The organism is Bacillus sp. FSL H8-0492, from assembly GCF_038006145.1.
Taxonomy (GTDB): Bacteria; Bacillota; Bacilli; order Bacillales; family Bacillaceae_G; genus Bacillus_A; species Bacillus_A mycoides.
Genome location: NZ_JBBOUP010000001.1, coordinates 4,821,670 through 4,842,809, shown reverse-complemented (window position 1 = coordinate 4,842,809; position 21,140 = coordinate 4,821,670). Strand labels below are relative to the sequence as shown.

Below are 21,140 nucleotides of genomic sequence, written 5' to 3'. Positions count from 1 at the left end.
ATGAACATGTTAAAATCATACCGAGCTAGGCTCATTAGTTTATCATTATTACTTGTTTTTGTTTTATCTGGCTGCAGCAATGCAGGTACAATTGATTCACATAGTACGGGAATTTGGAACCATTATTTCGTATATCCAATCTCATTTATGATTCAATTTGTTGCTCATCATATACCTGGAGCTAGCTTCGGGATTGCCATTATTATCATGACGCTCGTTATTCGTTCAGCAATGATTCCATTAGCTGTTTCGCAATATCGTAGCCAAGCGAAAATGAAAAAAATGCAACCTGAATTACAGAAGCTGAAACAGAAATACGGTGATGTGGGTAAAGATCTTGAAAAACAAAAGCAGTATCAAAAAGAAATGTCAGAACTAATGAAATCAGGCGGTTGGAATCCGTTAGCTGGGTGCTGGCCAATCTTTATACAAATGCCGATTTTCTCTGCTTTGTATTATGCGATTAGCCGAACTGAAGAGATTCGTACATCTTCATTTTTATGGGTGAACCTAGGACATGCAGATCCATATCATATATTACCGATTATCGCAGCGTTAACAACATTTATTCAAATGAAGGTGTTCCAATCAAATGTAACGCCTGGAGAACAAGTTCAAATGCTGAAAATACAGCAAATTATGATGCCTGCAATGATTCTATTTATGGGATTTGCGGCGCCATCAGGACTGGTGCTGTATTGGATTACAGGTAACTTATTTACAATGACACAAACAATTGTATTAAGAAAAATAATGGAACGTGAAGAATTACAATTACAAAAAGCTTAGAAAAACGCCGCTCGTGATGAGCGGTGTTTTTTTATTTAAATCGTTAAGGAAATTTTAAGAAACCAACATTACTATTGGCATTGTATACGAAAGTGTACATGCTTTAGAAATATGAAGGAGGAAATTTCCTATGAAGAAGAAAACAGTTGGGTATGTAGCAATTGCAGGTGCTTTATCATTTGGAATTATAGGAGGAGCTTGCATACCAGCGTTTGCGGCAACGAATACTCCAGCGGCCGAGCAAGTTACAAAAGGAACTGCGAAGAAGAATTTAGATGAAGCGACAAAACAAAAAGTAAAAACAATTATGGACGATACAAAGAAACAATTAGAGGAACTAGGTGTGAAACTTCCAGAGAAGGAGAAACGCAAAGACATGCTTGCGGACTTAGATGAGGCGACAAAAGAAAAAGCGAAGTCGATTCTAGAGCAAGAAAAATCCGGGAAATTAACTCGCGAACAAGCAAATGAGGAATTAACAAAGCTAGGCGTGAAATTCCTAGATAAAGGTAAGCGCAAAGATATATTCGCGAATTTAGATGAGGCGACAAAAGAAAAAGCGAAGTCCATTTTTGAGCAAGAAAAGTCTGGAGCATTAACGCATGAGCAAGTGAAAGAGAAATTAAAAGAATTAGGCGTAACGCTTCCAGAGAAAGGGAAGCACGGTGACATGTTCGCGGATTTAGATGAGGCGACAAAAGAAAAAGCGGAAGCAATTTTGAAGCAAGAAAAGTCTGGAACACTAACTCGTGAGCAAGCGAAAGCGAAGTTGAAAGAACTAGGTGTGAAATTCCCAGAGAAAGGGAAGCACGGTGATATGTTCGCGAATCTAGATGAGGCGACAAAGGAAAAAGCGAAGTCTATTTTTGAGCAAGAAAAGTCCGGGAAATTAACTCGCGAGCAAGCGAAAGAAGAATTGACAAAACTAGGTGTGAATCTTCCAGAGAAAGGGAAGCATGAAGACATCTTTGCAAACTTAGATGAGGTGACAAAAGAAAAAGCGAAAGCGATTCTAGAAAAGGAAAAGAAACAATTAGCAGATTTAAATGTGGATCTTCCAAATCATAAATTTTTTATGAAAAAAGATGATAAATAATTGAACTATGTAGTATCTTTCGTGTGGGCAACCGAAAGGTACATACGACAAATGCGAGGACCGATTTCTGTAAGCAGAAATCGGTCCCTTTTAATGATTCATCCCGCATTAACGGGCAGTAAGACACCCACCTCAAAATTGGATTAGAGCAAAGAAGTTAGGTGGGAGATCAACTGCCCGTAAACGCCCGATTGGTGAAGGCTAATAATCAGTGGGAGATGGATAAAACCCCCATTGATTAAAGTTTCACTTTATCGAAATTCTTTTCATTGTTAGTATGTATCCAAAGATGCAGTAGAAGATTGCAAAACCGATAAACACTTCAGTATATTGGTATTTACCTAATACGTAGAAGGAAGAAGCTGGTATAATAGCTACCGCTAAAATGCTATAACCAGGATACTTGTGCCTGTACATGATAGCGAATAGAACAGAAAGAAACGTAGCGATAATACAAAAAACAGCAATCATTATTGGTGCACCTCCTATATAGATTGTACCATTTTTAGGGAATTAGAGAAGTGTCGTAACTTCTGTTATAATATAAGAAGAGAAACATTTCTTATGTTATATAAAAAAATATATTGATTTTTTCTAACAATTCAATATAATGAACAATAACTAAAAAATTCGACATCAAGAAGTGATGATGAGGATATGATCAGTTTTTTACGATTATCAGAGAGGGAGGCCTTTGGCTGTGAGCTTCCTAATACGGGAAAATCGATTACCACCTCTGAACTGCAGCAGTGAACGGATATCTAGTAATTGCATGCCGGCAAAAACCGTTATTTAGACTTGAGAAATTGGTGAAGTGTGTCACTTTACTAATTGAAACAAGGGTGGAACCACGAATACAACACTCGTCCCTTTTTTAGGGAGGAGTGTTTTTTTATTTCATTTTTGCATCACACTAGAATTGGAAGGAGGATACGCAGCATGCATCATGATGAGAAAAACAAAATTGGTTTAACAGTAGCACTTTCTATCGTAGTAGGAACTATTATTGGGTCTGGTGTGTTTATGAAACCAGGGAGCGTATTAGATTACTCAGGGAGTTCTAATATGGCTATTCTTGCTTGGGTAATTGGTGGTCTGTTGACGTTAGCAAGTGGTTTAACAGTAGCCGAAATTGGAGCGCAAATTCCGAAAAATGGTGGGTTGTATACGTATTTAGAGGAGATTTACGGAAGTTTTTGGGGGTATTTATCTGGCTGGATGCAAACAATTGTTTATGGACCAGCTATTATTGGAACGTTAGGTTTGTATTTTAGTTCTTTAATGATCAATTTTTTCTATTTAGATAAAGTCTGGAATTTACCAATCGCAATTGGAACAGTTGTGTTCCTAGGCGTTATAAATAGTTTGGGGACAAAATATGGGGGCATCGTCCAAACGGTTACGACAGTTGGGAAGATGATTCCAATTATATTAATTGTTGTGCTAGGGTTTTGGAAAGGGAATAGTGATATCTTCAACGTAGTTGTACCGATATCAGAAAATCAAAGTATCGGGATGGCAATTTTAGCAACTTTATTTGCCTATGATGGCTGGATTTTACTCGCTTCTATTGGCGGAGAAATGAAGAACCCAACAAAGTTATTACCGAAGGCAATGACAGTTGGGATTTTAATTGTAACAGCTGCTTACGTATTAATTAACTTAGCGTTACTAAATGTATTACCAGCAGCGAAAATTGTAGCCCTTGGAGAAAATGCAACGGCGACAGCTGCGGGTATGTTACTTGGAGAATATGGCGGGAAAATTATTAGTATCGGTATTATCATTTCTATTTTCGGTTGTTTAAATGGAAAGATTTTAACATTCCCACGTATTCCGATGTCGATGGCAGAGCGTGGACACCTTCCGTTTTCTAAGTTTATTGCAAAAGAAAATTCGAGATTTAAAACACCAGCAAATGCGATTACTGTTGAAATCATATTAGGAATTATTTTAATGATTATTAGTGATCCGAATAAGCTATCCGAGATTTCCGTATTCATTATTTATATTTTCTATGTAATGACATTTATAGGTGTCTTCATTTTAAGAAAACGTAACAAGAATAAAGAGCGTGCATACAGTGTACCGTTATTCCCGATTGTACCAATCATTGCGATTTTAGGATCATTATTTGTACTTGGAAGTGCGATTATTAATGATCCGGTAAGTTGTTTCTTATCAATTGGAATGGTATTTACTGGACTTCCGGTGTATTGGTACTTAAATAAGAAGAAAGAAACTGGAGTTTAATGATTGAAGGGCAGGCGTATAATACGCCTGCCCTTTTTGCTGTAAAAAAATTATACTTGCTTCCACTTTCTCTTTTGGTTACTATAATGGTAGTAACCAAAAGAGAAAGTGTGGGGGAAGACTTGAATTTTCGTGTATATATTTTAGCTATTGCGGCTTTCGTAGTCGGAACGGTTGAGCTAATTATAGGAGGAACGCTTGATTTAGTTGCTAATGATTTAGGTGTGTCGATTAGTGCAGCTGGTCAGCTTATTACAATATTTTCAGTAGTATTCGCTCTATCAGGGCCGGTTTTATTAGCAGTAACAGGCAAGTTTGAAAGAAAGAAATTGTATGTTGTGGCATTATCAATTTTCTTAATTGGAAATATCATTTCGGCATTTAGTGTGAATTACGAGATGTTAATGTTTTCAAGGGTAATTTGTGCAGCGAGTGGATCGCTTATTATTGCACTATCGGTAACACTTGCTTCTAGTGTAGTAGAGCCACATTTCCGTGCGCGTGCAATTGGAATCATTTTCATGGGTATTAGTGGATCACTCGTACTTGGAGTACCGCTAGGTCTTGTGCTCGGAAATGCATATGGATGGCGTGCACCATTTGTATTAATTTCAATATTAACGGTTATGGCGATTGCTTGTATTTCGTTGTTCTTAACGAAAGTACCAGCGACATCGGTATTATCAATAAGAGAACAAATTGCTACGTTAAAGGATAAAAAAATTGTAAGCGCACAGTTAACATCATTTTTATTTTTAGCAGGTCATTTAACGCTATACGCATATTTAACACCGTTTTTAAAAGATGTGATGCATGTTGAAGCAAATTGGATTAGTGTGTTTTACTTCATTTTCGGAATTGCAGCGGTACTTGGAGGTGGCCTTGGCGGCTTGCTTGCTGATAAATGGGGATCGAAGAAAAGTATTATTTCCATCATTATCGTATTTGCATGTGCAATCTTTATGTTGCCGATGATGACATTCTCATTCCCGCTTTTCATTATTATGATGGGGCTTTGGAGTATGCTGAGCTGGGCAATTTCGCCAGCACAGCAAAACTATTTAATTGAAATTGCGCCAGAATCAGCTGGTATTCAGCAAGGTTTAAATAACTCTGCACTTCATTTAGGAATTGCACTTGGCTCAACAGTGGGCGGAGTTGTTATTGAGAAATCATCTGTTATATATAACGCTTGGGTAGGCGGCGTTTTCATTATATTGGCACTGCTTTGTGCGGTTTTCTCTATTACGAGAGGACGCTCGAATCAGCTTACGAAAGAAGAATCTATCATTTGATAGGTTCTTTTTTGTGTAAAACATTGCAGGGGTTAATAGAGAAATGGAGAAGGGAGTATATAGCGAGGTGATAGTATATGGAGTCTAATTTTTCAATTATTGGTTTTCTAATTTCTTTAGTCCCATTATTTCTTATTATTTTTGTATTTAGATGGATTCGTTTCATCTATCAAAATTCTGAGAAACAAGTAGAGCAAAATGAGAAGATTATTGAGCTTTTGATGGAGATAAAGGAGCAAAAGAAGTCGTGAAATGAACGTTCTGTATTTACACATCAAAACCATCCGAAAAACCAACTACATAAAATTAAATTAGCGAAAGCGTAAAAAAGAGCTGTACCAAATGAGTATGTAAAACTCCGTTTGATACAGCTTTTTTTGTATGAAAAATTATATTATCTATTCAAATGGTAGAATCGGTTTTGGGAATTGTTAATATCTCAACTTCATCAACAATTCCTTAATTTCCTCATCCTGCATAAAGAGATCATGGTGCTTCTCTGTAATCTTCGCAAGTGCAACGTCATGATAGAAGAACTCCGTAAAGAACTTCACGAAAGGTTGTGACATTGTTTTCATCGCTTGCCATGATTCTTGCTCTACACCAGCAAATAAAATTTCACTATCGTCAACGATGAGTAGTAAATAACGCTCTAATGCGTTAGGTTCTTGAGCTGGGATTAAAAAATGCATGTTTTCTAAGTCAGTTTCCACTTTTCCAACTATGAGGGACTCGACTTGGACGCCTTGTTTTTCTTTTTGTTCTAGTAAAGGAAGATATTCTAAAAGGGTATCGTTCCATGCGGAGATGCGTATGGATTCTTTCGCATCTTCTATAAGTTGCCTACTTTGTACTTTAATAGAAGACTGCATTTTTAAACTCCAAACGCGGTCATCTGTAAATGATTTTTTAGAAATATTATTTTCAAGTTCTTTAATATTAGATTGGAATTCTGTCGTTAACTTTTCAATTGCTAGCTTGAGTGGTAATGCTGTATACAATTTTTTCTTTTCAGAAACAGAATCCATTACCATCCCTTTATCAATGAGTCGTGCTAACACTTCGTATATTTTTGCTTTTGGAACACCTGAATGTTTAACGATAGTTGTTGCATCTAATGGGTCATTGCTTGATACGACAACTTCATAAGCTTGGCTTTCATATTGTGAGAAACCGAATTTTTGTAGCATAGTTCCCTCCGAACGAATGAGATTATATGTTAAGGATAATGAACTATTTGTTTTTACACAAGTGTTGAGATAACAAGTAAGTTGATTGAAATGAGAATAAATTTCAATTTTTTAAACTATATGGATTGAGCTTTCTAATTTATCTATTATACTTAATATAGTGATTAATACGATTGAATTTTACCGAGAAGGGGATGCTTGAGGGAATATGTTGAGAAGTTTACGTTTAAAAATTGCAGTAGTATTTTCGGTACTTATTTCTATGATGTTCGTAATATTAGGTACAGCTATGTATCAATTACAGAAAGAAAAGGAAGTGCGTTCCTTAGACCAGTATTCTCAAAATACGATGGACCTTGTGACAGAGCAACTTACGACATTTGTTCAAAGAACTGATGAAGATATGGGGTATTACGCGAACAGTGAGATGATTCGTAATATGATTCAAGATGGGGTTACTCCAGAAGAGGAAGCGTTTTTAACGAAAGAGTTTGCAGAGTATAAAAAGAATCATCCCGGTATTTTAGATTTATATATTGGTACGAAAGATAAAAAAACATTAAGTGCCAATCTTGCTGAAGGTGGGCAAGTGCCAGAAGGATATGATCCAACGACAAGAACGTGGTATAAAGATTCAGAGGCTGATGTGAAAAGGGTTCATTGGGGACAACCTTCTTATGAAATTGCGACAGGAAAGTTAAGTGTAGGGGTTTCTAAAGCAATTACAGCTCAAGATGGATCTGTATTAGGCGTTGTTGCGATGGATGTATCGCTCGGAACAATTCAGAAATTGCTTCACAATATTCAATACAATAATGACGGAGAAATGTTTATTATAAATGATAAAAATATGGCTCTTGTTTATCCAGAAAAAGTAGGGAAAGATGTTTCTAAAGAGCCACTTATGAAGAGTTTAAATAAAGAGGTAACAAAATATGCTGTCACTACATTAAAAGGTGAAGATGTAGTTGTTTATAGTCAGTCATTTGATGCGATGAAATGGAAGATAGGAATCTTTTATCCGAAACAAACGATTGATGGATTGTTAAGTAGTACGAGAAATACAGTTATTATAATGGCGTGTATTAGTTTATTGATTGGAATAGTAGCATCATATTTATTCTCAAGAAGATTAGCAAGACCATTGCAACTATTAACAAATCACGTTCAAAAAGTAGCAGAAGGTGACTTAACGTTGCAAATGAAAGTGACAAGTAAGGATGAAGTCGGAGAACTGACAAATCATTTTAATCATATGGTTGAGCAAATGAATGAAATGGTAAGTAAAATTAAAAATAGTGTATCGACAGTACAGAAATCGACTCACAATCTGCATTATTTAACGAATGAAACTGTAGCAGCTAGTAGAGAAGTTTCAGGTGCTATGGATGATGTGAGCGGAGGCGCGTCTACTCTTGCTAATAGTGTAGAGGAGGTTTCAGAGCAACTTGAAAATATGGCGCAGTCGATGGGAGAAATGAATAGTTCCGTTGGTGAAATAAAGGGAGTGACTGGTAAGGCGGAAGAAGCGTCTAAGCAGGGACTCAATACGATGCGAAATTTAGTTCATACAAGAGAACAATCATCTTCTATCGTTGTTCATACGGAAGAAGCGTCCGGTAAGTTAGAGCAAAGGGTTGGATCGATTCAAAATGTGGTAGAACTTATAAAAGGTCTTTCGGATCAAACGAATTTACTGGCTTTAAACGCTTCAATTGAAGCAGCACGTGCAGGTGAGCAAGGTAAGGGCTTTGCTGTTGTTGCGGAAGAGGTTCGGAAATTAGCTGAACAATCAAAAGAGGCAACGGGTGAGATTACAATAATGATTAGCGATGTGCAGTTAGAAGTAAAGCGAGTTGTAGAAGTTGTAAGTAAATTGAAAGACATTGCGGATATACAAAATAAAGTTACGACAGAGGCGGAGACAGAATTCCGCACAATTATGTCAGTTGTAAATACTATTAGTGCCTCAGTTGAAAAAATTGTAGAAGAGGTAAATAACATAGGTCACGAGCAAGAAGAAATTACAGAAGTTATGCAAACAATTGCTAGCACGAGTCAAGAGAGTGCGGCTGTTTCTGAAGAGGTAAATGCAGCAACTGAGTCACAAGTGAATCATTTAGAAAAAGTAGCTCATACGATGGAAAGTTTGACAGAGAATATGCAGGACTTAGAAAGATTGGTTGAGCAGTTTAAAGTAGAAGAGTAACGTATTAGTAAAATGATGAGAATTTCGGTAAAATAGACAATGGATATATAAGAAGCAGTAATAGGAGGAAGATTATTATGGCAATTGTTGATGTATCGATTATTCCAGTAGGAACAGGTAATCCAAGTGTTAGTGAATATGTAGCAGAAGTACAAAAGGTACTAGAGAAAAATGCTGATCGCGTGAAGTATCAATTAACACCGATGAATACAGTAATTGAAGGAGATCTTCCTGTCATTTTAGAAGTCATTCAACAAATGCATGAAGTTCCATACACGAAAGGTGCACAGCGCGTTGCGACAACAATTCGTATCGATGATCGCCGTGATAAAGTAAGTACGATGGAGAAGAAATTAAACTCTGTTCAATCAAAATTATAAGAAAAAGCAGCGATCTTCGCTGCTTTTTTCATATAGGAGGAAAATAAGATGAGTGAAAAGTTTAATGAGCAGTTTGATGGCTTGTTAGAGAAATACACGGAACTATTACTTGGAGAGAGCAACGAAGAGCGAAAAGAGCAGGTACAGAAATGGGCACTTTATTCTTATATGGCTAAGACGATGCCAGCTTTAGTGAAACATTGGAATGAGACGTATCCAGATGCAAAAGAAGAGATGGTACAGTTAATTACGAATATTAAAAAGCTGAATGATGAAAAGCGAAATGAGAAGTAAGAAGGCTTGAGATAATGTTACCTCAAGTTTTTGTTATTAATATCCTTATATAATTTACATGAAATATAAATGGTTTTGTGAGCATGTCGAATATTTTCGGTATGCTCATTTTTTCCCTAGTAAACCCGTTTTTTCTGAATGTCGAAAAATATTTTCTTCATATTTACAAACGAGAATATAGGGTTTTAAATGTTTTGATAGTATTTTATAAATTATCTAAATAATTATTTGTATCAAATAATTTTAAACAATGATATAATTTTGAAGAGGGGTAAAAAACAGATAAATTATAGTCGTAGGGGTGAATTACATGGAACAATTAATGCGAAATTCGTTTCTTTTCTTATCTAAAAATAAAGCGCTAACAAAACTGGCTAAAAAGTACGGTTTACGCTTTGGTGCAGGTCGCTTCGTCGCAGGGGAAACGATTGAATTAGCGACAGCTGCAATTAAAGCATTAAATAAGCAAGGTCTTTGTGTAACGATCGATTATTTAGGTGAATTCGTTGATAACGAAGCGGAAGCAAATGAAATGGCTAGCGAATCGATTGAAGCGATTCGTGCAATTGGAAGAGAAGGTCTTAATTCGCAGCTTTCTTTAAAGATGACTTCTATGGGATTAGATATCTCTGATGAAATCGTAATGAACAATATGCGCCGTATTTTAGAAGCTGGAAAAGAAAACGGTGTGTTTATTACAATTGATATGGAAGACTATACGCGCTGCGGAAAAACAATTGATATCTTTAAACAATTAAAATCTGAATACGATAATATTGGTACAGTTATTCAAGCTTACTTATATCGTACAGAAAAAGATATGGAAGATTTAAACGCTTATAATCCTAATTTACGTCTTGTAAAAGGAGCCTATAAAGAATCTGAAGAAGTAGCGTTCCCGGAAAAGAAAGATGTAGATGATAATTATAAAAAAATTATTAAAATGCACTTATTAAATGGAAATTACACTGCAATTGCTTCACATGACGAAGCGATTATTGAATATACGAAAAAACTTGCGGAAGAACATAACATTCCAAGGGATCAATTTGAATTCCAAATGTTATTTGGTATTCGTACAGAGCGTCAACTTGAGCTAGTAAAAGAAGGTTACAAAATGCGCGTTTACGTGCCTTATGGAAACGACTGGTATGGCTATTTCATGCGCCGTCTAGCAGAACGTCCAGCAAACGTTGCGTTCGTATTAAAAGGTATGATCAAAAAATAACCAAGGAGAAAATACTCCTTGGTTATTTTAATTGCTGAAATGCGTAGTGCGCCATTTTCTTCGTATCAGGATATAGCTGCGTACGAGTAGAAGATAACACGACGTTAATGACGCGTTTACCGTCTTTTTCATCAACTGTTACGACTGTGTATTTTCCGAGAGCTGATAAACCGCTTTTACTTCCAATCGCATATGGATCATCATATAGTTCTTCCCGTCCATAGTTTGCGATTTTCGGAGAACGCTCTGAAGTATGTAGTGTTGTATGTATTGAATTCATATATTCTAAAACGATCGGATACTTCAAGGCTTCTTTCGTAATAATAGCAATGTCATATGGTGATACTTTATTTCCAAGTGCATCAGCACCGCTTGCGTTTTTGAAAGTCGCATGTTTTGTCCCAAGTTCCTTCGCCCTAGCGTTCATCATTTTCACAAACTCATTTTTTGATCCTGCGATATGTTCTGCAATTGACTCAGCGATTGGGTCTGCACTAATAATAAGCATAAGTTTTAATGCCTCATCACGTTTTAATTTTTCACCCGCGCGAAGCTTAATCTTCTTACTTTGACTTTCCGTTTTAATCGCATTCTCTGTTACCGTAATTTCTTCATCTTCTTTCACATTTTCTAGTAAGAGTAAGGTAGTCATCATTTTCCCTATACTAGCCGGATAAGAGCGTTCATCTTCCCGTTTTCCATACAAAATTTCACCTGTGTCTGCATCGATTGTAATCCCGTATTGCCCAGTAATGTTAGGCTGATCTGCTCTTACAACTTGTTGCCTTTGTGCATAAGAGAAGAAAATCATCCCTGTAAATAGTGTGGCAATCATTACAATCATAATTATTGTTCGTTTCATCGTCGTTCCCTCTTTTGTTTTCCATATGTACAAATAAATTGGGCAGAAAAAGCAGCCATTAATCATTATGCCACGTCCTCTGCCCAAAAATATAGCGTTATTTTTCGCCCATATTATGCTTCTTATATTGTTGGTTATTACTTTGACGCCCTTTTTCAACACCGTGATTATGCGGACCTGCATTTCCAGTTACACTTGCTGCGCTAATTCCAGCTTTTGAAGGGTTCTTCTTAAGTTTTGCCATATATATTCCTCCAGTTTCGTCAGATTATAAAAAGGAAAAGTGCATTTTAATGAAGAAAATACACATGTATAGCATAGCCAAATGAAAGAAATATATTTATTTCAGAAAATTTTATCAATAAATATATTGCGAAAATTCAAACTGTATCATATATTTATTAGTAGAGGCTCACTCATTGATTGCGACTTATGTCGAAAAATTGAATGAGCATTCATTCAAGAATAGGGGGAGAAATGGATGTTCCAAATTAAAAAGGCTGCTGTTCTAGGTTCAGGCGTAATGGGTTCAGGAATTGCGGCACACTTAGCTAATATTGGTATTCCGACATTATTGCTTGATATTGTACCACCTGCGCTTACGAAAGAAGAAGAGGCGAAGGGACTTACATTAGAACATAAAAGTGTGAGAAATCGTTTTAGTAATACGGCTGTGCAAAAACTATTAAAGCAAAAACCAGCTCCTCTGACAGTGAAAGGAAATTTAGCACTGATTGAAGCAGGTAACTTAGAAGATGATCTTGAGCGTCTAGCTGATGTAGATTGGATTATTGAAGTAGTAGTTGAAAACTTAGATATAAAGAAGAAACTATTTGAAAAAGTAGATGCTGTTCGTAAACCAGGCTCAATTGTGAGCTCAAATACATCAGGCATTTCCGTTGAAAAAATGGCAGAGGGTCGTTCAGACGACTTCCAGAAACACTTCTTAGGAACACACTTTTTTAACCCACCACGATATTTAAAACTTCTAGAGGTAATACCGACGAAAGAAACTGATCCACAAGTATTAAGCTTCATGAAACTATTTGGCGAAGACGTTCTTGGAAAAGGCGTTGTTATCGCAAAAGACACACCAAACTTTATTGGAAACCGCATCGGTACGTATGGCTTGCTTGTAACATTGCAAGAAATGATTAAGCGTGGCTATAGCATTGGAGAAGTTGACTCTGTAACAGGTCCATTAATTGGTCGTCCGAAGAGCGCAACGTTCCGTACATTAGATGTTGTTGGTTTAGATACATTTGTACACGTTGCAAATAACGTATATGAAAATGTACAAGAAGAAGAGCGTGATGTATTTAAAGTACCTGCTTTCATGCATGACATGCTTGATAAAAAATGGCTTGGAAGCAAAACAGGTCAAGGCTTCTTCTTAAAACAAGGAAAAGAAATTTTAGAACTAAATCCTGAAACGATGGAATACGAAGCTCGCAAGAAATTAAAAGCTGCATCTATCGAGTTAAGTAAACAAGAAAAAGGTTTATCGAATAAATTGAAAGCGCTTGTATACGCGAAAGACCGCGCAGGAGAGTTGTTATGGAATATTATCACACCAACTCTTTTATACTCTGCAAAACTTCATAAAGAAATTGCTGACGATATCGTTGCAATTGACCAAGCGATGAAGTGGGGCTTCGGCTGGGAGCAAGGGCCATTTGAAGTTTGGGATGCAATCGGCGTTGAAAAGTCCGTTCAAAAGATGGAAGAAAACGGCGTAGTTGTTCCGACTTGGGTGAAAGAAATGGTAGAGAAAGGTTTCACTACTTTCTACAAACACGATAACGGAGATAGCTACTATTACGATAATGGCGAATATAAGCTAATCGAACGTAATAAAAAGGCAATTTCTCTTAAACAATTAAAAGCGAAAAATGGCGTATTAAAGAAAAATAGCGGAGCGAGCTTAATCGATTTAGGCGATGGTATCCTTTGCTTAGAATTCCATTCGAAGAGCAATGCAATCGGTATGGATATTACGCAAATGATTAACTACGCTGTTGATGAAGTAGAGAAAAATTATAAAGGTCTTGTTATCGGAAACCAATCGAAGAACTTCTGCGTTGGTGCGAACCTTGCAATGATCTTAATGGAAGCACAAGACGACAACTACTTTGAAATTGAGTGGGTTGTGAAAAACTTCCAAGATGCAATGACGAAAATTAAGTACTCTTCTAAGCCAGTTGTAGCGGCGCCATATGGTATGACGCTTGGCGGCGGTACAGAAGTTTGTTTACCAGCAGCGAGCATTCAAGCTTCTAGCGAAACATATATGGGCTTAGTAGAAGTAGGTGTTGGCTTAATCCCTGGCGGAGGCGGTAACAAAGAGTTATACATTAAACACTTAAACAAAATGGCAAACGGTGTAGAATTTGACTTACAAAAAGTTGCGAATAAAGTATTCGAATCTGTAGCGATGGCGAAAGTTTCTACATCAGCACAAGAAGCTGTATCGAACAACTTCTTAGGCGATAAAGACGGTATTAGTGTGAATGGTGATCACTTACTATATGATGCGAAACAAAAAGCACTTTCTTTATATGAAGCAGGTTATAAAGCACCTATCCGCAAAAAGATACCAGTTGTTGGTGAGACAGGATATGCAGCGCTTGTACTTGGTGCAGAGGCAATGCATTTATCAGGTTACATTTCTGAACATGATCTGCACATTGCGAAGAAACTGGCATATGTCATTGCGGGCGGAAAAGTGCCGTACGGAACAGAAGTTGATGAGCAGTATTTATTAGATGTAGAACGTGAAGCATTTATTAGCTTAGTAAGTGAGATGAAATCACAAGCAAGAATGCAGCACATGCTTGTAAAAGGAAAACCATTACGTAACTAATAACGAGGGGAGATATCGTTCATGAGAGAAGCTGTCATTGTTGCGGGAGCAAGAACACCAATTGGAAAAGCAAAGAGGGGTTCATTAAAAACAGTTCGTCCTGACGATCTAGGGGCGTTAGTAGTAAAAGAAACGTTAAAGCGTGCGAATTATGAAGGACCAATTGATGATTTAATTTTCGGTTGTGCGATGCCAGAAGCAGAGCAAGGTTTAAATATGGCTCGTAATATCGGCGGGCTAGCAGGACTTTCTTACGATGTTCCAGCTATTACAATTAACCGTTACTGTTCTTCAGGTTTACAAAGTATCGCTTACGGAGCAGAGCGCATTATGCTTGGTCACTCTGAAGCTGTATTATCAGGCGGAGCGGAATCAATGAGTTTAGTTCCAATGATGGGGCACGTTGTTCGTCCGAACAGTCGCCTTGTAGAAGCTGCTCCAGAATATTATATGGGTATGGGACATACAGCAGAGCAAGTTGCTGTGAAATATGGAATTTCTCGTGAAGAACAAGATGCATTTGCAGTAAGAAGTCATCAACGTGCTGCGAAAGCATTAGCTGCAGGGAACTTTGCGGATGAAACAGTATCTGTAGATGTGACGTTACGCTCGGTTGGATCAAACAACAAACTGCAAGAAGAAACAATCATTTTCGCACAAGACGAAGGTGTAAGAGCAGAGACAACGCTAGACATTTTAGGTAAATTACGTCCAGCATTTAACGTTCGCGGTTCTGTAACGGCTGGTAACTCTTCACAAATGAGTGACGGTGCAGCATCTGTACTATTAATGGATCGTGAAAAAGCAGTGAGCGATGGCATGAAGCCACTTGCAAAATTCCGTTCATTCGCAGTAGCTGGAGTACCACCAGAAGTAATGGGAATCGGCCCAATTGCTGCAATTCCGAAAGCGTTAAAATTAGCTGGTTTAGAGCTATCTGATATCGGTCTATTTGAACTAAATGAAGCATTCGCTTCTCAATCTATCCAAGTTATTCGTGAACTTGGTCTAGATGAAGAAAAAGTAAACGTAAACGGCGGTGCAATCGCACTTGGACATCCACTTGGCTGTACAGGAGCAAAACTAACACTATCTCTTATTCACGAAATGAAACGTCGCAACCAACAATTCGGTATCGTAACAATGTGTATCGGCGGCGGAATGGGAGCAGCGGGAGTGTTTGAATTACTATAAAAAAAGTGGAAGCGGCTCGCTCAGAATGTGAGGGGGATGGAGCTTCAGACGAAGAGGCGCTGTTTGCCTCGTAGGAAGAAACGAAGCCACCGAACATTCTAGCCACTGGAACTGGATTATATAAAAAGTGCAGGTGGCTTGCTTAGAACAGGAGGGCGTTGGAAGCCCTGACGAAGAGGCGCTTTTTGCCTCACAGGAAGGGGTGAAACGACCGACTGTTTTAGCCGTTGGAACTGGATTATAAAAAAAGCGCAGGCGGCTCGCTCAGAACAAGAGGACGCTAAAGCAAAGAATGGAAGCAACAAAGGTTTATAAAAAATAAAATTGAGAGCCAGCTTCTTTCAAAATGAGAGAAGCGGCTTATGAAAATATGAAGGAGGAAATTTTCATGGAAAAAACAGTAGGAAATGCGGTTAAAGGCGGTAGCTTTTTAGTAGAGGAAATTACAATTGATCAAGTGTTTACGCCAGAAGATTTTTCATCTGAGCATAAAATGATTGCAAAAACGACAGAGGACTTTATCGTAAATGAAGTTCTTCCGGAGCTTGAATATTTAGAGCAACACGAGTTTGATCGTTCTGTTCGTCTTTTAAAAGAAGCTGGGGAACTTGGTTTATTAGGCGCTGACGTACCAGAAGAGTACGGCGGAATTGGTCTTGATAAAGTAAGCTCAGCGTTAATCGCAGAGAAATTCTCGCGCGCTGGTGGTTTTGCAATTACTCACGGTGCTCACGTAGGTATCGGATCATTACCAATCGTATTATTCGGTAACGAAGAGCAAAAGAAAAAGTATTTACCATTACTTGCAACTGGTGAAAAATTAGCGGCATACGCATTAACTGAGCCAGGTTCAGGATCTGACGCATTAGGTGCAAAAACAACGGCACGTTTAAATGCAGAAGGTACACATTACGTATTAAATGGTGAAAAGCAATGGATTACAAACTCTGCATTCGCTGACGTATTTATCGTATACGCAAAAATTGATGGAGAGCACTTCTCAGCATTTATCGTAGAGAAAGAATATGCTGGTGTATCTACAAGCCCAGAAGAAAAGAAAATGGGTATTAAATGTTCTTCAACTCGTACGTTAATTTTAGAAGATGCATTAGTACCGAAAGAAAACTTACTTGGTGAAATCGGTAAGGGTCATATTATCGCGTTCAACATTTTAAATATCGGCCGTTATAAATTAGGTGTTGGTACAGTTGGATCTGCGAAACGTGCAGTAGAAATTTCAGCACAATATGCAAATCAACGTCAACAGTTCAAACAACCAATCGCTCGCTTCCCATTAATTCAAGAGAAACTTGCGAATATGGCAGCGAAAACATATGCAGCTGAAAGCTCTGTATACCGTACAGTAGGTTTATTCGAAAGCCGCATGAGCACATTATCTGAAGAGGAAGTAAAGGACGGTAAAGCAGTAGCAGCTTCTATCGCTGAATATGCAATCGAGTGCTCTTTAAATAAAGTATTCGGTTCTGAAGTACTAGATTATACAGTAGATGAAGGTGTTCAAATTCACGGTGGTTACGGATTTATGGCAGAGTACGAGATTGAAAGAATGTACCGCGATTCTCGTATTAACCGTATTTTCGAAGGCACGAACGAAATTAACCGCCTAATCGTACCAGGTACGTTCTTACGTAAAGCGATGAAAGGTGAATTACCACTTCTTCAAAAAGCACAAAAATTACAAGAAGAGTTAATGATGATGATGCCAGAAGAAGTAGGCGATGAGCCATTAGCACTTCAAAAATATTTAGTAACTAACGCGAAGAAAATCGGCTTAATGGTAGCTGGATTAGCAGCTCAAAAATACGGTAAAGCATTAGATAAAGAGCAAGAAATTCTTGTGAATATCGCTGACATCGTAAGCAATCTTTACGCAATGGAATCAGCTCTTCTTCGTACAGAAAAAGCAATTAAAACAACTGGTCTTGAAAAGAATAAACAAAAAGTGTTATACACTGAAGTATTCTGCCAAGAAGCATTCAACGAAATCGAAGCAGATGCGAAAGAAACACTTATCGCAGTTGAAAACGGCGACATGCTGCGCATGATGTTATCATCATTACGTAAATTAACTCGCCACACACCACTTAATGTAATTCCGAAGAAACGTGAAATTGCTGCAAAAATTTTAGAAGATGAGCGTTACACAGTTTAATAGCTGTAAAGAAAAGTAGTCGTATAAACGGCTACTTTTCTTTTTTTTTTGTAAAAATGAAATTTTTAGTGACATAAAACTAATACCATTAGTATAATAAAACTAATGGTATTAGTTTTCGTGAAAAGGGAGATGGAAATATGAGAATGATGCATGAAAAAACGGTATATCAATTGTCATTTTTGCCAAGAGTGTTTCCTGTGAATTGTTACTTTGTGGAGGAAGAAGATGGTTTAACTTTAATTGATGCGGCTTTGCCATATAGCGCAAAAGGTATTTTACAGGCGGCTGAGAAAATAGGGAAACCCATTACTAAGATTGTATTAACACATGCGCATGATGATCACATCGGTGCATTAGACGCGTTAAAGGAAGTACTTCCTAATGTTCCAGTCTATATTTCTAAGCGGGACGCAAAGCTGTTAGAAGGAGATACGACGTTACAAAAGGATGAACCGAATATACCGATAAAAGGCGGTGTACCTAAAAAGGTAAAAACGGTACCTGATGTTTTATTGGAAGATGGCGACCGAGTTGGATCGCTTCTTGCGATTATGACACCGGGACATACGCCAGGATCCATGTCGCTTCTTGATGTACGAAATAAAGCTCTTATTGTCGGGGATGCCTTCCAAACAAGAGGGGGTATGGCTGTTTCGGGGCAAATGAAATTTTGGTTTCCGTTTCCTGCAATGGCAACGTGGAGCAAAGAAATATCATTACAAAGTGCAGAGAAGCTAAGCGAATATGAGCCGTCCTTACTTGCGGCAGGACATGGGAAAATGATAAAGGATCCAGGCACTGTCATAAAACTTGCTATTAAGGAAGCTAAGCGGAATATAGAAAGTAGGAAAGAGGGATAATTTATGTCACCGAGAATCGGACTTACATTACAGAAAATTGTAGAAACAGCGGCAGAAATTGCAGATACAAATGGAATACAAGAAGTAACGTTAGCTTCATTAGCGCAAACATTAGGGGTACGTTCACCCTCGCTATATAATCATGTGAACGGTTTACAAGATGTACGGAAAAATCTCGGTATGTACGGAATAAAACAGCTGCATAACAGACTGGAAGAAGCGGCTGAGGGTAAACGTATGGATGAAGCAGTTCATGCTTTAGGAGAAGCGTACGTAGCATTCGTCCGCAAACATCCTGGACTGTATGAAGCAACCTTTTTACGAGATGAAGAAGTAAGAAAAGCAGGTGACGGAATTGTAAAGCTTTGTCTTCATGTTTTACAACAATACGGCTTAGAAGGAGAGAATGCACTTCATGCGACACGTGGATTCAGAAGTATTTGTCATGGATTTGCGTCGATTGAACAGCAAGGTGGATTTGGTTTGCCGCTAGATTTAGATACGAGTTTACATTTATTATTAGAAACCTTTATTAAAGGATTGCATGTAATGAAAGAGTGAATAAGAAGCGAGACAACATGAATTTGTTGCTGATCATGCTTTTTGTATAGTAGGCTTCGGTTTGCTGGAGGCAAAATTACAAGTGGTAGTTGTGTTCTTAATTCTTTCGTTAATTATAGGTGTTGCAGCTTGAGTATGAATAAGAGGAAACCTTAGAAGCGATTCTAAGGTTTTTTTAGTGCATATAATCCTAAAAGAAATAAATACTAAATCGTGAATGAACAAAGAAAGGTAGGAGTATTTTATGCAAAACTTAACAGAGCTTGAAGTAGAAAATTTACGTCATTTAATTGGTGGACATGCGACGATTATTAACAAATTGGACCAGTATGCACAGGCTTGTACAGATCCACAGCTAAAGCAAATGCTACAAAAGGATGCGCAAGATGCACGAAATACGAAACAGCAGTTAATGACTTTTTTAGGATAGGGGGAAAAGAGAAATGAATGAAAAAGATATGGTAAATGATTATTTAGCAGGGTTAAATTCAAGTTTAACAAGTTATGCAAATTATATTTCTCAGTCTGATAATGAACAGTTACATCAAACGTTAATTCAAATTCGTAATCAAGATGAATCCCGTCAACGTAATATGTATGAATACGCAAAGCAAAAAAGTTATTATAAGCCGGCAGCACCTGCTAATCCAATGATTGTGCAGCAATTAAAAAGTCAATTAAGTGCGGAATAGTGTGATGAATGAAACGAGCGAATGGATTCGCTCGTTTTTTTGTTTGGTATATGTCAATAAATACATAAAAAATATTTTTCCGGTTGTAACAAATATGACGAAAATGGAATATAACAATTCACAAAAAGGACAAAAGTTTGCTCAATATTTCACAAAGTATCCATGGTTTCTATCGTGAGAACCTCTATAATTAGGGGTGTAAAGAACGAAAGAAATAGACTACATGATCAATTAGGAGAGATTGCTATGAATAGAAACACAAGAAAAATTGCAATTATCGGTACTGGATTAGTTGGATCAAGCTGTGCGTATTCCATTGTAAACCAAGGGATTTGCGAAGAGCTATTGTTAATTGATATAAATCATGAACGTGCAGTTGGAGAAGCGATGGATTTATCGCACTGCATTAACTTTACAAATACAAGAACAAAAGTATATGCAGGAAGTTATGAAGACTGCAAAGATATGGACATTGTCATTATTACAGCAGGACCAGCGCCGAAGCCTGGACAAAGTCGTTTAGACACTTTAGGAGCCAGCGCTAAGATTATGGAGGGTGTTGTTGGCGGCGTAATGGAAAGTGGATTTGATGGCATTTTCTTACTCGCATCGAACCCAGTTGACATTATTACATATCAAGTGTGGAAGCTATCTGGATTACCTAGAAATCGTGTGATTGGTACAGGTACATCACTAGATTCTTCTCGCTTAAGAACAATTTTATCTGAAATGTTACATGTAGATCCTCGTAGTATTCATGGGTATTCATTAGGAGAACATGGTGATTCTCAAATGGTTGCTTGGTCTCACGTAACTGTCGGTGGAAAACCGATTTTACAAATTTTAGAAGAGAAAAAAGACCAATTTGGTGAAATAGATTTAGATGAAATTGTTGAGAAGACTGCAAAAGCTGGATGGGAAATTTATAAGCGCAAAGGAACTACTTATTACGGAATCGGAAACTCTTTAGCTTATATTGCTCGCTCAATTTTCAATGATGATCACCGTGTTATCGCTGTTTCAGCCATTTTAGATGGTGAATATGGCGAATACGATATTTGTACAGGAGTACCAGCAATTATTACTAGAGACGGTGTAAGAGAAGTGGTAGAACTAAACTTATCAGAAGATGAAGAAAGTCGCTTTGCAAAATCAAACGATGTTTTACGCGATTATATGAAAACAATTGGTTACTAAA

At 37.5% G+C, this 21,140-nt stretch carries 21 protein-coding genes and 1 other annotated feature; of the genes, 17 read left to right on the top strand and 4 right to left on the bottom strand.

What is annotated here, in order from left to right:
* Window positions 1–6 precede the first annotated feature (6 nt).
* Both yidC and MHH66_RS25115 read left to right on the top strand, forming a co-directional pair.
* Complete coding sequence (yidC, locus tag MHH66_RS25120; protein WP_002191109.1) at window positions 7–789, top strand: membrane protein insertase YidC; 783 nt, start codon at window positions 7–9, stop codon at window positions 787–789.
* 130 nt (window positions 790–919) lie between these two features.
* Window positions 920–1,885: a hypothetical protein gene (locus tag MHH66_RS25115; RefSeq protein WP_063218087.1), complete on the top strand. Its 966-nt coding sequence runs from the start codon at window positions 920–922 to the stop codon at window positions 1,883–1,885.
* Window positions 1,886–2,131: 246 nt separating this feature from the next.
* Here the strand turns inward: MHH66_RS25115 and MHH66_RS25110 are convergent, their stop codons facing one another.
* On the bottom strand, window positions 2,132–2,356 hold the full coding sequence (locus tag MHH66_RS25110; RefSeq protein WP_063218088.1) for a hypothetical protein: 225 nt from the start codon (window positions 2,354–2,356) through the stop codon (window positions 2,132–2,134).
* A 166-nt stretch (window positions 2,357–2,522) separates the two neighbouring features.
* Window positions 2,523–2,759, top strand: a binding site (T-box leader).
* Between the two features lie 65 nt (window positions 2,760–2,824).
* Here MHH66_RS25110 and MHH66_RS25105 point away from each other — a divergent pair.
* From MHH66_RS25105 to MHH66_RS25095, 3 genes are all read left to right on the top strand, one after another.
* Window positions 2,825–4,138: an APC family permease gene (locus MHH66_RS25105; protein WP_078185100.1), complete on the top strand. Its 1,314-nt coding sequence runs from the start codon at window positions 2,825–2,827 to the stop codon at window positions 4,136–4,138.
* Window positions 4,138–5,433 (top strand): MFS transporter, encoded by a 1,296-nt coding sequence (locus MHH66_RS25100; RefSeq protein WP_078185101.1) that lies wholly within the window; start codon window positions 4,138–4,140, stop codon window positions 5,431–5,433. The genes MHH66_RS25105 and MHH66_RS25100 overlap by 1 nt, the downstream gene beginning before the upstream one ends.
* A 77-nt stretch (window positions 5,434–5,510) precedes the next feature.
* Window positions 5,511–5,684 carry a hypothetical protein gene (locus MHH66_RS25095; RefSeq protein ID WP_002034605.1) on the top strand — a complete coding sequence of 58 codons (174 nt, stop codon included), beginning with the start codon at window positions 5,511–5,513 and terminating at the stop codon, window positions 5,682–5,684.
* A 180-nt stretch (window positions 5,685–5,864) separates the two neighbouring features.
* Here the strand turns inward: MHH66_RS25095 and MHH66_RS25090 are convergent, their stop codons facing one another.
* Window positions 5,865–6,623, bottom strand: a complete 759-nt coding sequence (locus tag MHH66_RS25090) for a TrmB family transcriptional regulator (protein WP_002034606.1) — start codon at window positions 6,621–6,623, stop codon at window positions 5,865–5,867.
* 208 nt (window positions 6,624–6,831) lie between these two features.
* Here MHH66_RS25090 and MHH66_RS25085 point away from each other — a divergent pair, with 208 nt between their 5' ends.
* The 4 genes from MHH66_RS25085 (at window position 6,832) to MHH66_RS25070 (ending at window position 10,734) form a co-directional block, all read left to right on the top strand.
* Complete coding sequence (locus MHH66_RS25085; protein WP_078185102.1) at window positions 6,832–8,832, top strand: methyl-accepting chemotaxis protein; 2,001 nt, start codon at window positions 6,832–6,834, stop codon at window positions 8,830–8,832.
* Window positions 8,833–8,909: 77 nt separating this feature from the next.
* Window positions 8,910–9,212: an MTH1187 family thiamine-binding protein gene (locus MHH66_RS25080; RefSeq protein WP_002089423.1), complete on the top strand. Its 303-nt coding sequence runs from the start codon at window positions 8,910–8,912 to the stop codon at window positions 9,210–9,212.
* 48 nt (window positions 9,213–9,260) lie between these two features.
* On the top strand, window positions 9,261–9,506 hold the full coding sequence (locus tag MHH66_RS25075) for a YusU family protein (RefSeq protein WP_001290599.1): 246 nt from the start codon (window positions 9,261–9,263) through the stop codon (window positions 9,504–9,506).
* 310 nt (window positions 9,507–9,816) lie between these two features.
* Entirely contained in the window at window positions 9,817–10,734 is a 918-nt protein-coding gene (locus MHH66_RS25070; protein WP_078185103.1) for a proline dehydrogenase family protein, read from the top strand.
* 22 nt (window positions 10,735–10,756) lie between these two features.
* On the opposite strand, the gene MHH66_RS25065 is transcribed toward MHH66_RS25070, so the two are convergent.
* Both MHH66_RS25065 and MHH66_RS25060 read right to left on the bottom strand, forming a co-directional pair.
* A complete protein-coding gene (locus MHH66_RS25065) occupies window positions 10,757–11,596 on the bottom strand; it encodes a D-alanyl-D-alanine carboxypeptidase family protein (RefSeq protein WP_033713142.1) in 840 nt (279 codons plus the stop codon).
* A 97-nt stretch (window positions 11,597–11,693) separates the two neighbouring features.
* Window positions 11,694–11,840: a YuzL family protein gene (locus MHH66_RS25060; RefSeq protein ID WP_002034611.1), complete on the bottom strand. Its 147-nt coding sequence runs from the start codon at window positions 11,838–11,840 to the stop codon at window positions 11,694–11,696.
* Window positions 11,841–12,077: 237 nt separating this feature from the next.
* Between MHH66_RS25060 and MHH66_RS25055 the strand changes: the two genes are divergently transcribed.
* The 8 genes from MHH66_RS25055 (at window position 12,078) to MHH66_RS25020 (ending at window position 21,139) form a co-directional block, all read left to right on the top strand.
* Window positions 12,078–14,459: a 3-hydroxyacyl-CoA dehydrogenase/enoyl-CoA hydratase family protein gene (locus MHH66_RS25055; protein ID WP_061673679.1), complete on the top strand. Its 2,382-nt coding sequence runs from the start codon at window positions 12,078–12,080 to the stop codon at window positions 14,457–14,459.
* Window positions 14,460–14,480: 21 nt separating this feature from the next.
* Window positions 14,481–15,653, top strand: a complete 1,173-nt coding sequence (locus MHH66_RS25050; protein WP_001206332.1) for an acetyl-CoA C-acetyltransferase — start codon at window positions 14,481–14,483, stop codon at window positions 15,651–15,653.
* A gap of 388 nt (window positions 15,654–16,041) precedes the next feature.
* On the top strand, window positions 16,042–17,826 hold the full coding sequence (locus tag MHH66_RS25045) for an acyl-CoA dehydrogenase family protein (RefSeq protein WP_088293166.1): 1,785 nt from the start codon (window positions 16,042–16,044) through the stop codon (window positions 17,824–17,826).
* 140 nt (window positions 17,827–17,966) lie between these two features.
* Window positions 17,967–18,689, top strand: coding sequence for an MBL fold metallo-hydrolase (locus MHH66_RS25040; protein WP_063218094.1), 723 nt, complete (start codon window positions 17,967–17,969; stop codon window positions 18,687–18,689).
* 3 nt (window positions 18,690–18,692) lie between these two features.
* Entirely contained in the window at window positions 18,693–19,250 is a 558-nt protein-coding gene (locus MHH66_RS25035; RefSeq protein WP_063218095.1) for a TetR/AcrR family transcriptional regulator, read from the top strand.
* A 244-nt stretch (window positions 19,251–19,494) separates the two neighbouring features.
* Window positions 19,495–19,680 (top strand): hypothetical protein, encoded by a 186-nt coding sequence (locus MHH66_RS25030; protein ID WP_001180550.1) that lies wholly within the window; start codon window positions 19,495–19,497, stop codon window positions 19,678–19,680.
* Between the two features lie 13 nt (window positions 19,681–19,693).
* Entirely contained in the window at window positions 19,694–19,942 is a 249-nt protein-coding gene (locus MHH66_RS25025; RefSeq protein WP_002034620.1) for a spore coat protein, read from the top strand.
* Between the two features lie 246 nt (window positions 19,943–20,188).
* The gene (locus tag MHH66_RS25020) at window positions 20,189–21,139 is read left to right on the top strand and encodes an L-lactate dehydrogenase (RefSeq protein WP_002034621.1); all 951 of its coding nucleotides are present in this window, start codon (window positions 20,189–20,191) and stop codon (window positions 21,137–21,139) included.
* Window position 21,140: the final 1 nt, after the last annotated feature.